Origin of the sequence: Roseomonas elaeocarpi (genome assembly GCF_042433915.1) — a bacterium.
In the GTDB taxonomy this organism is placed as follows: domain Bacteria; phylum Pseudomonadota; class Alphaproteobacteria; order Acetobacterales; family Acetobacteraceae; genus Roseomonas; species Roseomonas elaeocarpi.
The window spans coordinates 440,034-453,335 of the sequence record NZ_JBHLUN010000001.1 but is presented as its reverse complement, the minus strand read 5'-3'; the positions used below and the strand labels follow the sequence as shown (position 1 = coordinate 453,335).

General features: G+C 73.1%; 10 protein-coding genes. 3 read left to right on the top strand and 7 right to left on the bottom strand.

All coding sequences use genetic code 11. The features are described from left to right. Positions 1 to 182 (top strand): hypothetical protein (locus tag ACFFGY_RS01765; protein ID WP_377042647.1); only part of this gene is annotated, 182 nt, incomplete at its 5' end. Positions 183 to 190: 8 nt separating this feature from the next. Here the strand turns inward: ACFFGY_RS01765 and ACFFGY_RS01760 are convergent. Together ACFFGY_RS01760 and ACFFGY_RS01755 are read right to left on the bottom strand one after the other, a co-directional pair. Next, on the bottom strand, positions 191 to 805 hold the full coding sequence (locus ACFFGY_RS01760) for a hypothetical protein (RefSeq protein ID WP_377042646.1): 615 nt from the start codon (positions 803 to 805) through the stop codon (positions 191 to 193). Positions 806 to 1,217: 412 nt separating this feature from the next. After that, a complete protein-coding gene (locus ACFFGY_RS01755; protein WP_377042645.1) occupies positions 1,218 to 4,019 on the bottom strand; it encodes a DNA translocase FtsK in 2,802 nt (933 codons plus the stop codon). Between the two features lie 233 nt (positions 4,020 to 4,252). Between ACFFGY_RS01755 and ACFFGY_RS01750 the strand changes: the two genes are divergently transcribed. Beyond that, positions 4,253 to 4,831 (top strand): carboxymuconolactone decarboxylase family protein, encoded by a 579-nt coding sequence (locus tag ACFFGY_RS01750; protein WP_377042644.1) that lies wholly within the window; start codon positions 4,253 to 4,255, stop codon positions 4,829 to 4,831. 182 nt (positions 4,832 to 5,013) lie between these two features. Here ACFFGY_RS01750 and ACFFGY_RS01745 read toward each other — a convergent pair whose 3' ends face one another. Continuing rightward, positions 5,014 to 5,952 carry an isoaspartyl peptidase/L-asparaginase family protein gene (locus tag ACFFGY_RS01745; RefSeq protein WP_377042643.1) on the bottom strand — a complete coding sequence of 313 codons (939 nt, stop codon included), beginning with the start codon at positions 5,950 to 5,952 and terminating at the stop codon, positions 5,014 to 5,016. A gap of 109 nt (positions 5,953 to 6,061) precedes the next feature. Next, the gene (locus tag ACFFGY_RS01740; RefSeq protein ID WP_377042642.1) at positions 6,062 to 7,351 is read right to left on the bottom strand and encodes a hypothetical protein; all 1,290 of its coding nucleotides are present in this window, start codon (positions 7,349 to 7,351) and stop codon (positions 6,062 to 6,064) included. A gap of 162 nt (positions 7,352 to 7,513) precedes the next feature. Between ACFFGY_RS01740 and ACFFGY_RS01735 the strand changes: the two genes are divergently transcribed. Continuing rightward, complete coding sequence (locus ACFFGY_RS01735; protein ID WP_377042641.1) at positions 7,514 to 9,280, top strand: winged helix-turn-helix domain-containing protein; 1,767 nt, start codon at positions 7,514 to 7,516, stop codon at positions 9,278 to 9,280. A 31-nt stretch (positions 9,281 to 9,311) separates the two neighbouring features. Here ACFFGY_RS01735 and ACFFGY_RS01730 read toward each other — a convergent pair whose 3' ends face one another. The 3 genes from ACFFGY_RS01730 to purD all read right to left on the bottom strand — a co-directional run bounded on the left by ACFFGY_RS01730 (position 9,312) and on the right by purD (position 13,152). Continuing rightward, a complete protein-coding gene (locus tag ACFFGY_RS01730) occupies positions 9,312 to 9,680 on the bottom strand; it encodes a hypothetical protein (protein WP_377042640.1) in 369 nt (122 codons plus the stop codon). A 241-nt stretch (positions 9,681 to 9,921) separates the two neighbouring features. After that, a complete protein-coding gene (locus ACFFGY_RS01725; RefSeq protein ID WP_377042639.1) occupies positions 9,922 to 11,553 on the bottom strand; it encodes an ABC transporter substrate-binding protein in 1,632 nt (543 codons plus the stop codon). 327 nt (positions 11,554 to 11,880) lie between these two features. Next, positions 11,881 to 13,152 carry a phosphoribosylamine--glycine ligase gene (gene purD / locus ACFFGY_RS01720; RefSeq protein WP_377042638.1) on the bottom strand — a complete coding sequence of 424 codons (1,272 nt, stop codon included), beginning with the start codon at positions 13,150 to 13,152 and terminating at the stop codon, positions 11,881 to 11,883. Positions 13,153 to 13,302 lie beyond the last annotated feature (150 nt).

The window sequence follows — 13,302 nt, the reverse complement described above, 5'->3', positions numbered from 1 at the left end:
AGGACGCGGACGGCACGCCCTGGCGCTGGACCGACGGCGCGGCGCTGATCCCGCCCTCGATGCTGCGCGATGCGGTGGCGCTCGAGGTCACCGTGGCTCAGCGGATGCCGCGCTGGATCGCGCCGGAAACCACCAGCGAGATCCAGGTTCCACCCCGCCCTTCAGGCCGCAGCGCGGCCTGACGCCTTTCCTACCGCCCGAGGCCCGGGATCGCGTTCAGCAGCCCGGGCGGCAGACCCTGCGGCAGGTTCAGCGTCTGGTAGCCGCTGGGGATCTGGAAGCGCGCCGGGTCCTGCGGTGCGTAGGCAACCGCTGTGGCCTCGATCCCGCCGCTCTTGCCGTTGGCGGTGCCCTCGCCGCTCAGCAGCACGCCGTCCGCGGTGAGGCAGGCGCGGCCCTGGGCATTGCCCTCGCTGTAGCGCCAGTAGGTGCAGGGCAGGCCGGCCACCCGCCCCGGTCCTTCGCGCAGGAAGCGGGCGTTCGGCCCCGGGGCGGCGGGAATGCCCATCTCCGCCAGCTTCTCGGCCGGCAGCTCGGTCACGAGGCGCATCCCTTCCATCACCATCCGGGCCTGCCCCGTGCGACGGTTCAACAGGCCCCAGCCCCCCTGGCGTGGCAGGTCGAGCCGCAGGGTCCGCGCCGAGGCCAGCCAGGCAGCCTGCACGGTCTCGGGCCTGTTGCCGGTGGTGCGATAGGTCACCGCCACGTCGCGCGTGGGCTCCAGCTGCGGCGTGTTCTGCGCCACTGCCGGAACGGCCAGGAGCGGGAGGGCAAGGAGAGGGAGAAGGCGGAAGGGTGCGCGCATCGGCTATCGGTCCCACGACTCGGGGCGCGCGGGCAAGGCACGGAGCGTTTCAGGCGGGGAGATCCGGTCCCCATCCCTGGGAAGACAGTCCTTCGTGGGCAGGCGCCGGGTGGTTGGGGGCGCTCCCAGGGGAGAGAAAGAATTCTCTCCCCCGGACCCCCACTCATCTTTTTTCGGGACGCTGCCGCGTGGCGGTGGGAGCCGGTCGCGGAAGGACTGCCACCGGTTCTGCCCGGAATTAGAAAAAGCATGTTGTCAGCGCTGGCTGACGGGTTCCTCGCTCCGGCTCGGCGAGCCGGAGCGCACTGCCCTGACCACACGCCTGCGGCAGCGTCTCAAACAAAGATGAGGGGCGAGGGGTCCGGGGAGGGGGAGAAATCCTTCTCCCTCTCCCCGGCCACGGTGCGAACCGTCAGTCCTCGCGCCCGCGCGTCAGGACCTCGCGCTTGCCGACATGGTTGGCCGGGCCCACCACACCTTCCTTTTCCATCTGCTCGATCAGCTTGGCGGCGCGGTTGTAGCCGATGTTGAGATGGCGCTGGACGAAGGAGGTGCTGGCCTTGCCTTCGCGCGTCACCAGATCGACCGCTTGCTCGTAGAGGCCGCGCTCGCCGCCCTCGCCGCCGCCCGGGGCACCGGTCGGGGCGTCGCCGTCGTCCTCGACCTCGGTAACTTCCTCGATATAGGCGGGCTCGCCCTGCTCGCGCAGGAACTCCACCACCGCCTCGACCTCGGCATCCGAGACGAAGGGACCGTGCACGCGGTTCATGCGGCCGACGCCCGCCATGAACAGCATGTCGCCCTGGCCCAGCAGCTGCTCCGCGCCCTGCTCACCCAGGATGGTGCGGCTGTCGATCTTGGAGGAGACCTGGAAGGAGATGCGGGCCGGGAAGTTCGCCTTGATGACGCCGGTGATCACGTCCACCGACGGGCGCTGCGTCGCCATCACCACGTGGATGCCGGCGGCGCGCGCCATCTGCGCCAGGCGCTGCACCGAGGCCTCGATCTCCTTGCCGGCCACCACCATCAGGTCGGCCATCTCGTCGATCACCACCACGATCATCGGCAGCGGCTCCAGCGCCAGCGGCAGGTCCTCGAAGACCGGCTTGCCAGTGTCGGGATCGAAGCCGGTCTGCACGCGGCGCGTCAGCACCTCGCCCTTCTCGCGCGCGCCGGCGACCTTCTTGTTGTAGCCGGCGATGTTGCGCACGCCGAGCTGGCTGAGCGCGCGGTAGCGGCGCTCCATCTCACGCACCGTCCACTTGAGCGCGCCGATCGCCTTGGGGCTTTCGGTCACGACCGGCGCCAGCAGGTGCGGGATGCGGTCGTAGACCGACAGTTCCAGCATCTTCGGGTCGATCATGATGAAGCGGCACTCGTCGGGCCGGTAGCGGTACAGCAGGCTCAGGATCATGGTGTTGATCGCGACCGACTTACCGGAACCGGTGGTGCCCGCGACCAGCAGGTGCGGCATGGTGGCGAGGTCGGCGATCACCGGGCTGCCGCCGATATCCTTGCCCAGCGCCAGGTTCAGCCGCCCCTGCGCCTCGTCCCAGCTCGTATCCGCCAGCAGCTCCCGCAGGTACACGGTTTCGCGCTTGGCATTGGGCATCTCGATGCCGATGACGTTGCGGCCCGGCACCGTCGCGATGCGCACGGCCGTGACGCACATGGAGCGCGCCACGTCGTCGGCCAGGCCGATCACGCGGGCGGATTTAGTGCCCGGCGCCGGCTCCAGCTCATACAGCGTGACCACCGGGCCGGGACGCACCTCGCCGATACGGCCGCGCACGCCGTAGTCTTCCAGCACGCTTTCCAGCAGGCGGGCATTGTTCTGCAGCGCCTCCTCGGTGGGGCCGCTGTCGCGGCGGCGCGGCGCCTCGCTCAGCAGCTCGAGCGGCGGCAGTTGGAAGCCCACCTTGGCGATCTCGGCCGGCTGCGGCGTCAGCCGGCGCGGCGGGGTGGGGGCTGGACGCGGCGGGGTGCGGGCGATGTTCGGGCGGAGCGCCTCGTCCTCGGCCTCGTCGTCGAGCAGCTCCGGATCCGGCTCGCGCGCCGGGCGGCGGCTGATCCCAAGACTGGAGCCCACCGCAGCGCCGCCGAGTCGCGGGGCGATCCGGCGCTGCTCCGGCGCGTCCTCGTCGCGGTCCCGCCTACCCAGGCCCAGGACGCCGCTCAATCCCCCCGCGAGGCCACCCGCGATTCCGCCGGCGCGCGAGGCCGCACGCGGCATCGGACGCGGCATCGGACGCGGCGCCACCACCTCGTCGTCGAGCGGCTCTTCCGGGCGGCCGCGCAGGGTGGGGCGGCCGTCCTCTTCCTCGTCGCGCGGCACGCGGATGCGCGGCGCGGGGCGGCGGCTGCCGGCCGGGGCCTCGGCGGCCGCGTCGGCGGCGCTCAGCAGGCGCTGCAGGTCGGGCGAGGCCGGGCGCTGCCGGTTCAGCAAGCCCTGGAAGGGGCGCAGCAGTGCGCCGAGCCCGGCACCACGGCGCCCGGACCGCGCCAGGCGCTCCCGCCGGCGGGCCGCGCGACTCGACAGCTCGGCCCCCAGCGTCACGCCGCCGCGCGCCGCGGCGAGGCTCCCGGTGGCGGCCACGCGCCCGGCCCGGCGCCAGGCCAGCAGCGGCACGCCCAACGCCACGAAGCCCAACAGCAATGACAGCACCACCAGCGCGCCGGTCGCGGCGGTGCCGCCGAAGGGACCGAAGGAGCCGCGCGCCACGCCGTCCACCGTGTCGTGCACCAGCCGCCCGGCCGCCCCGCCCGGCGCCATGGTGGCGGTGCCGGGAATGCCCAGCGAGAGCGCCACCGCTGCCAGGATCGGCAGCGCGGCCAGCATCGCCGCGACCCGGCCCGCGAAGGGCTTGAGGCTGTTGTGCGTGCCCAGCCGTAGCGCCCAGCACAAGAGGCAGGCGGCGGGCAGCCAGCCGGCCCAGCCGAAGCCCTGCAGCAGCACGTCGGACACGGTGGCGCCCACCGGCCCGGCCAGGTTGTGCGTGGCGCGTGCCGTGGCGGTGGAGAGCGAGGGGTCGCGCGAGTCGTAGCTCAGCAGCGCCACCACCAGCGCCAGCCCCATCAGCCCCAGCACCACGCCCAGGAATTCCGCCCCGCGCCGCCGCATGGCCGCCTTCACGGCCGGCGAGGCGAAGCGCTGCGCCGCCCCGGTCAGGCGTCCGTCGGGAGAAGGGGAACGATCGGCAACGCTGCGCGGCATAGGAAACCCAGGCTGAGACGTGCCCGTAGCCTAGCACGGCAAGCCTCTGTTGCACGGGGTTTTCCGCAATCGAAGCAAAGGGCTGCGACGGTGTGGCCGGGAATCCTGCCCGGATCTTGCCGGCTGTCGGGGCGCGGCGCCCCACAACCCCGGCGACCGCGCGCCGTTCTTGCGACCGGACCTTGCGCGTGGGTCAGGCCTGCGTCCCGCGCCCGAAGCCTCAGGAGAGTGCCATGCGCCTTGCCCCCATCCCGCCGGGCCAGCTTTCGCCCGAGCAGCGGTCGCTGGACCAGCAGCTCCGTGCCGGCATCGCCGAGCATCTCAAGGGCTTCGTGTCGCAACGCGCGGACGGGGCGCTGATCGGTCCCTTTATCCCGATGCTGCACTTTCCCGAGTTCGGCGCGCCGAGTTGGGAGATGATCACCGCGCTGGCCCGCGGGAGCACCCTGCCCAAGCCGGCGCACGAGGTCGCCATCCTGGTGACCGGAGCACGCTTCCGCTCGCGCTACGAGCTTTATGCCCACGAGAAGGTAGCGGAGCGCGCCGGCCTGTCGGCGGCCAAGATCGCCACGATCGTGGCGGGCCAGCGCCCGGGCGACCTGACACCCGAGGAAGCGGTGGCCTACGACCTCGCCAGCGTGCTGACCGGCGGCGGCCAGTTGCCGGAAGCCACTTTCCGCGCGGCGGTGGCGGCCTTCGGTGAGCGGGGCGTGGCGGAGATCGTGTTCCTGATCGGCAGCTACTGCATGGTCTCGGTCATGCTGAACGCCTACGACGTGTCGGTCCCGGGGCGTGAGGAAGGGCTGGGCTGACGCCAGCCCTCCCCTGCGGCGCCCGCCCGGATCAACGGGTTGGTGCCAATGAGTCGCGCCACGGCAGGCGCACGGCTGTCGGCGGGGTACCGTTCAGGCGCCCGTGCCACCTTTGGTTCCCCGCACCAGCACCCCGCACCCTGAAGGTAGGCCGGGCGCCCGATGTCCCGGCAGCGCGCCCCTCAGCCGGCCGGGTCGCGGAAGATCGCGATCTCCGGCGCCGCTTCGCCGCGCGCCAAGGCGCGGTACATGCCCTCGGTGCCGATGGCGATGCCGGGCCGGCCCTGCGCGTCGATCACGATCATGCCGCCGGAGCCGCCATTGGCCGGCACCTGCCGCAGGATCACCTCCTCGGCCGCCTCCTGCGCCGTCAGCCCGCGGTAACGGATCAGCGAGGCCACCTCGTGCGCCGCGGCACAGCGCATGAAGGCCTCGCCCTGACCGGTACAGCTGACCGCGCAGGTCGCGTCCTCGGCCCAGGTGCCCGCGCCGATGATCGGGCTGTCGCCTACCCGGCCGTCGCGCTTGTTGGTCATGCCGCCGGTGCTGGTGGCCGCCGCCAGGTGCCCGTCGCGGTCGATCGCCACCGCCCCCACCGTGCCCATGCGCGACGCGGCCGGCAGGTCGTGGTCCAGCGCCACGCGCCCGGCCTCGATGGCGGCCGCGAGCTGCGCCTGGCGGTGCGGCGTCACGAAGTAGTCCGGCTCCACCATCGTGAGGCCGGCTTCGTCGGCCAGCGCGTCGGCCGCCGGGCCGATCAGCATCAGGTGCTTCGTGCGCTCCATCACCGCGCGGGCGGCCAGGATGGGGTTGCGCACCCGCCGCAGCCCCGCCACCGCCCCGGCCCGCCGCGTGGTGCCTTCCATCACCGAGGCATCGAGCTCCGCCTGGCCCGAGGCCGTCAGCGTGGCGCCGCGGCCGGCGTTGAACAGCGGCTCGTCCTCCAGCCGCAGCACCGCGGCGGTCACGGCTTCCAGCGCCGAGCCACCGGCGCGCAGCACGCGCTGCCCGGCCAGCACCGCGTTCTCCAGCCCGGCGCGATAGGCGGCCTCGCGCTCGGAGGTCATCTCGTCGCGCCGGATGGTGCCGGCGCCGCCGTGGATCAGGATGATGGGTTCCATGCGGCGCAGGATGCCCCCGATCGGCCGGGTGGGCGAGAGGCGTTGGCTGCGCTGCGCACCGTTGAGGACGCAGGCGCGCCACGCGCGGCCATGGCGTGGGCCCGGCATCTCAGGCAGCACCGCGCCGGCCGCGAAAACGCCACCGGACCGGCCGGGCGGCCAGCAGCGCCGCCAGCGCGGGCGTGGCGTAGACTGGCAACGCCGCCAGCGCCATCAGCAGCCGCCCTTCCGGCGTCAGCACCGGTTCGCAGGCCACCCAGACCAGCGAGATGTTGCGATAGCCGCCCAGCAGCAGCGCTTCCACCGGCCGCTGCCCGCGCGAGAACAGCAGCAGCACCGCGAACCCCGCGAGGCCGGGCAGGCAGGCCAGCCCCAGGAGGCGCAGCGCGCCCAGCGGATCCGCCGCGATCACCGGTCCCAGCCCGTGCATCCGCGCCAGCGCCGTCATCGCCAGCACGGCCATCGCCGCCACGGCGCAGCCCCGCCGCATCCGCCCGCACCCCACCCCCAGGCGACGGCACAATGGCCAGGCCAGCAGCGCCGGAAGCACCGTCAGCAGCCAGAGCCGTTCCGCCAGCAGGGCGGGCATGGCACCCAGCATCAGCCAGGAAGCGGCGCCGACACCCTCACCCATCGCCGCGCCGTCCGGCAGCAGGGCCGCGGCGGCCGGAACAGCGGCCAGCAGCGGCAGCGTCAGCAGCGGCAGCAGCACGGGTGCCAGCGCCGTGGAGGCGATCACCGCCACCACCGCCCGCCCCCCGCAGAGCCCGAGCGCGACCGAAACGCCGATCGCCCCGGTGCCGACCGGCGCCCCGGCCGCCAGCACCAGCCAGGGCCTTTGCGCGGGATCGACCCCCAGCGCCCAGGCCGCCGCCCAGCACAGGAGCGGCGCCGCGAGGCCCAGCCCCAGCACCGCGGGAAGCGTTGCCGCCACGGCTCCTCCCGCCTGCCGCGCGGGCAGCAGCAGCACGCAGAGCAGCGTGGTGGCGGCCAGCCAGAACGGCGTCGCGCGATCCGCCAGCGCCGCCAGTTCCGGCACGAGCAGCCCCAGCAGCATGGCCAGCAGCGGAAGTCCCGCCACCGACCGCGCCAGGCCGCGCCGCACGGGGGACAATCGCGTGCGAGGCAGCGGCGGCATCGTGGCGGCCGTCACGAGAACCGGCGGCGTGGGCGGCGGCGGCGGCGGCACAACCGGAGGCGGCAGGATCGGGGATGGCTCCGCGCCCGTGCCCCGGCCGGGAGATGGCGTGACGATCCGGACGGGTCTTACCAGCGCCGCTGACACCGGAACGATGCCGGCAACACCGCCCGTCACCACGTCCGGGACATCGGCGGCTGGGAATCCCGGCGGGTCGTCGGGCGGGGCGCTGAGAAACAGAACAGGGTGGGCAGCGGGCAAGATGCCCTCCCGTGCGGTGAAGCACCGCCGACCGGCCCTTCGGCCGCGGCGGAACAACCGCAACACGCACCCAGCTTTCGTTTCCGTCCTGAAACTTCTCTGGTGCGGAGCCGAAAAATATCCGAAATTCCGGTTTAGCAACGGGGTTCGGAAGTCACCCTCATGCACGACTCCGTGCCGCCACGACGCCTGGGCGGCTACGTCCTAGACAACAGCCGCGCGACCCTGCTCGACCCGCACGGGCAGCCCGTGGCGCTGCGGCCGAAAAGCTTCGCCCTGCTGAACCTGCTGCTCGACCATTCCGGCCGGCTGGTGCGGCGCGAGCAGATCCTGGAAGCACTGTGGCCCGGGCTGAACGTCAGCGACGACAGCATCACCCAGTGCATCAGCGAGATCCGGCGCGCCCTCGGCCAGCAGGGGGTGCAGTTGCTGCGGACCGTGCCCCGGCGCGGCTACATCCTGGAGCTGCGGTTCCGCGAGGATGCCGCCTCGCCCTCTCCACCATCCGAGGCGGGAGCAGCGCCCGCGGCACCCGGCGCTCCCCCGGAAGGTGACGCGGCCCTGCCCGGCTCGGGCCCGGCGCCGGATTACGAGCCACCCGGTCAGTCGGCGATGGCGGGTGAGGCACCGGCTGGCCAGGAGGCGGCTCACATCGCCCCGTCCGACGAGGTGCCGGGCCGCGCGAGCATCGCACCGGCCGGTGAGGTAGCGATCGGAACGGTGCCGATCACCACGGCCCCCATCGGCACGGCACCCATCCGCATGGCACGAGGCGGGACGAGGCCGACGAGCCGGGCGCCGGGCGGCCCGACCCGAGCGGGTGCGGAAACAGGCGAGGCGGCGGCATGGCGGCAGGAACCAGCGCGACGGATCGCCTCACGCCTCGCGGCTTGGTCCGGGCCGCGCGCCTGGGCCCTGGCCGGGCTGCTGGTGGCGGGCGCGGCCGGGGCGATGACGCTGAGACTGGACGCCTCCGCCCCCCCGGAGCCCGCCGCAGCCGAAGCGCCCGCCGGCCTCTCCGCCGCGTCGCGCCCGGATCTTGTGGCGACCTCGCTGTCAGGTCCGGTGGCACCTGCGGCAGTCGTCGCACCCGCCGTCCTGTCGCCCACCCCGGTGGCGAGCGCCTCGCCGTCACCCCTGCTGCAGGCCCAGCAGCTCTACGACAAGGGCCGTGAACTGGCTTATCGGCCGAACGGTCTCCGGCGCGAAAATTGGCAGGGCGCCCGCGCCTTCTTCGAGCAGGCCATCGCGGTGGCGCCGGATTTCGCCCCTGCCTATGTCGAGGCCGTGTTCACCCACACCAACATGGCCACCAGCGGCCTCGCCGCCGATCCCGCCGCCGAGCTGCGCGCCGCGGAGGCGCTGGTGCGGGAGGCCGCGGTCCGCGCCCCCGACCGGGCCGACGTGCAGTCCGCACGCGGCGCCGTGCTGCGCCTCCAGCGCCGCTCGGCCGAGGCGATGGAGGCTTATCGCCGCGCCGTGGCGCTGGACCCGGGCCAGCACGCCTCGCGCGCCAACATAGGATTGATGCTGATCCTCACCGGCCATCCCGAGGCGGCGGCGGAGCCGATCCGCACCTCGCTGGCGCTGACCGGGCCCACCCATCCCTACGTCGGCACCTGGCTCACCTATCTCGGCATCGCCGCGCTGCAGATGGACGAGGGTGACCGGGGTGCCACGCTGTTTCAGCAGTCGCTGGAGCGTCAAGCCTTCCTGCCACCCGACACGCGCCGGCTCTGGCTGGCATCGGCGCTGGCGCTGAGCGGGCAGGGCGAGGAGGCACGCGCGCTGCTGGCCGAGGTGCGGAGCCGCCAGCCGGCGCTGTCCGCCACGGCGCTGCGGCGGGGGGAGCTGTCGGACGACCCGACCTACCTCGCGCGGCAGGAGGTTTTCTACCGCGGTCTGGCGCTGGCCGGGCTGCCGGAGTGAGAGCGGCGTCGCCCCCCCCTCTCAGGTCAGCTCAGATCGAGCCGTCGCTACCGCTGCTGCCGCTGCTGTCGCCGCTGCCATCGTTCATGAGCGGGCTGGGCGGCTTCAGGATACCCGTCAGCCTCTCGATCTGCCGCTTCAGCACGCCGACGGTATCCGACAGTTCCTGGAACTCGGCGCGCGTTACCGGGCCGCCCGAGGGCGGGAGCGGCAGGGTTGGGCTGGACAAACCGGTCTCCAGCGCCGTCCCGCCTCCGTCGGACAGCGTGGTGGCCGCCGCACCTGAGCGGGCGGCGCGCTTCGGGGGTGCCTTGGCTGCTGGCTTGGCGGCACGCTTCGGCGCGGCGGCCTTGCTCTTCTTCGTGGTCCCTTCCGTGCCGCTCTTGCGCGTCGCTGCCATGTTTCGCCTTCCAATCCACCCGGATTCTGGCCGGTGGCGGACAGTATGATAACGAAACGACATTCTTGTCATCCCCGCGCAGGGCACGCCGGAACGGAGGCGACGGGCAGGAGCACGCGTGCCGCGGCAACCGGTTTTCCGCCACGGCCCTGGCCGGCCAGCATCGACCCATGATCGCGCCGGACAGCCCGCCCAACGCGGCGGGGATGGCCGGTCCGCCCCGGCCCGGCAGGAACAGCCCTCAGTTCGCCCGGTGCACCTGCATCGCGTAGGTCCCCTCGTCGCGCCGCGGCTCGTAGCGCAGGTCGGCGCGGGTGGCCCAGCTGTTGATCAGCAGGAACAGCGGCACGAAGGCGGTGTCGTCGGTGGCCATGCGCACGGCCTCGCGCAGCAGCGCCTCGCGCTGCCCGTCGTCCAGCGTGCCGAGCGCCCGGTCGCGCAGCGTGTCCAACGCGGGGTTGCTGTAGCGCACGGCGTTGGACGCGCCGGTCCCCTTCTCGCGGTCGTAGGTGCCGATGATGCCCACCAGCAGCGAGGAGGCGTCGCCGCTGGTGCTGCCCCAGCCCGCCAGCCTGGCCGCGAAGTCCTGCTTGGCCGAGCGCGGCGCGAAGCCGGCCCAGGGCAGCGCCTCCACCTGCGTCTGCACGCCAATGCGGGTCCACATCTGCGCCACCGCCTGCGCCGTGCGCGCATCGCCGGGATAGCGGTCGTTGGGGCTATGCAGCGTCAGCCGGAAGCCTTGCGGGTAGCCCGCTTCGCGCAGCCGCCGCCGCGCGCCCTCCGGATCGGGCTTGGGCACGGTGATCGAGGGCTCGTAGCCGAAGGAGCCCGGCGGCAGCCACTGGCCGGTGGCGGAGGCGGTGCCCTCCATCACGCGCTCGGCCAGTGCCTCGCGGTTGATGGAGATCGACAGGGCGCGGCGCACGCGCACGTCGTCGAAGGGGTTGCGCGGCAGCGGCTTGCCGTCGTTGTCGGTGACGAAGGGCACCTCGGCCCGGCGGGAGCGGTCGAAGTTGATGTACATCACCCGCTGTCCCTGGGTTTCCGCGATCCGCACCTTGGGGTCGCGCCTGAGGCGTGGCAGGTCGGCCGAGGGAACCTGGTCAATCACGTCCACGTCGCCCGACAGCAGCGCCGCGGTGCGCGAGCCGTCGGAGGCGATGAAGCGGTAGCTCACGGCCTCCCAGGGCTGCGCCCAGGCCGGGTCCTTGGCGCCCCACCAGCCGTCGTAGCGGGTGAACTCCGCCCGGTCGTTGGCGCGATACAGGCCGAAGCGGTAGGGGCCGGTGCCGATCGCCGCCTTGCCCGAGGAATAATCCTCGGTGGCGGCACCCTCGCCCGCGTGGCGCGACACGATGAACAGGCTGGCGAGGTCGGAAGGCAGCATCGGGTAGGGACCCGGCGTCTCGATGCGCAGCGTCAGCGGGTCCACCGCTTCGACCTTGCGGATGCCGCGCACGAAGGCGGCGAAGCTGCCCGGGCTGTTGGGCACCTCCGGCACGCGTGCCAGGGTGAACACCACGTCGTCGGCGGTGAAGGGCACTCCATCATGCCAGGTGACGCCGGGGCGGAGCTTGATCTCCCACACCGTCTCGCTCACCGGCTTCCAGCTCAGCGCCAGGCCGGGCTGCATCGCGCCCTGCGCGTCGCGCTGGATCAGCCGCTCGAAGACGTGCGCGCTGGCCGAGGAGTTGGGCGCGGCGTTGTAGAAATGCGGGTCGAAGCTGATCACCGAGCCGCCGATGGCGATGCGCAGTGCCTCGGCCCGAGCGGATGGCGCAGCGGGTGGCGCGGCGAGCAACCCCGTCGCGAGAGATAAGCCCAGCACGGTGCGGCCGAGATGACGTCGAAGGGGAGGAATGGGTCGCGGCATCACGGAACTTCCGACGCAGGGAGTGAAGGCGCGGAAATTAGCGGCTCACGCCGGCCGGGAGCGAGGGTTGGTTACCGGTGGACGCGAGAAAGTGTCGTCGCAATGAACAAGAGGTTGCTGGTTTGTCAGGCAAGGTGAGGCCGATCGCGCTACCCCTTAGGCAGGCGGCGCCTCGTTCCCTAAAGGCACCGAAGCCTGAGCGGCGTTGAAACGGCGATCGCGACGGTCACCGCGCCAGCGGGCCGCACGGGACCCGGGGCACCGGACGAAGGCCCCGCCCCGCGCCCCGATATCCCACCGGTCGCCGTCACTCCCGCCGGGCAGCCCTCAACCCAACGCCCGCCAGCCGATGTCGCGGCGGCAGAAGCCTTCTGGCCAGCGGAGCGCGTCCACCGCCCGGTAGGCCGCGTCGCGCGCCGCACGCAGGTCCGGCGCCGTGGCCGCCACGCCCAGAACGCGCCCGCCGGTGCTCAGCACCGTGCCGTCCGGTCCCGGCGCCGTGCCAGCGTGGAACACCACCGCGCCGGGCACCGCGGCCGCCGCATCGAGGCCGCCGATCACGGTGTTCTTCACGTAAGCGCCCGGATAGCCCCGCGCGGCCACCACCACCACCACGGCGGGGTCCGGGCTCCAGTCCAGCTGTACCTCGCCCAGCCGCCCTTCGGAGGCCGCCAGCAGCACCGGCAGCAGGTCGGATTGGAGGCGCAGCATCAGGGTCTGGCATTCCGGGTCGCCGAAACGGACGTTGTACTCGATCAGCTTCGGCCCCTCCGCCGTCAGCATCAGCCCGGCGAACAGCACGCCCCGGAACGGCGTGCCGCGGCGCGCCATCTCGCGCAGCGTGGGGCGGATCATCCGCGCCATCACCTGATCCTGCAGGGCGTCGGTGAAGGCCGGCGCCGGGGAGTAGGCGCCCATGCCGCCGGTATTGGGGCCGGTGTCGCCATCGCCCACGCGCTTGTGGTCCTGCGCGCCGGCCAGCGGCACCGCGTCCTCGCCGTCGCAGAGCGCGAAGAAGGACACCTCCTCGCCGATCAAGCACTCCTCGATCACCACCGAGGCGCCGGCCGCGCCGTGGATCCCGCCGTCGAGCATGTCGCGCGCCGCAGCTTCGGCTTCCTCCACCGTGGCGGCCACCACCACGCCCTTGCCGGCGGCCAGGCCGTCGGCCTTGACCACCACGGGCGCGCCGCGCTCGCGGATGTAGCGGCAAGCGTCATCGCTGCCGGTGAAGCGCGCCCAGGCGGCGGTGGGCACGCCGGCCGCGTCGGCCACCTCCTTGGTGAAGGTCTTGGAGCCTTCGAGCTGCGCCGCGGCCGCGCCCGGCCCGAAGCAGCGCAGCCCCGCCTCGCGGCAGCGGTCCGCCAGCCCCAGCGTCAGCGGCGCCTCGGGCCCCACCACCACGAGGTCCACGCCCCGTGCCACGGCGAACTCCACCAGCGCCGGGACGTCCTCGGCCGCGATCGGCAAGCATTCCGCCACCGCGGCGATGCCGGCATTGCCCGGCGCGCACCACAGCGTTTCCAGCAGCGGCGAGGCCGCCAGCTTGCGCGCCAGCGCGTGCTCGCGCCCGCCACCTCCGACCAGCAGCACCTTCATGCGTGACAAACCCCCGAAGCGTTTTCCGGCGCGGGCGACGGTTTCGGATGAACCCGCGCACCATCCGGCCAATGCATGGGCGGCGGGCACGTTTCAGCCGCACCCCCGCCCCTGCCCGGCCGGCGCGCGAGCCCCGAAAGCCCGTCGCAC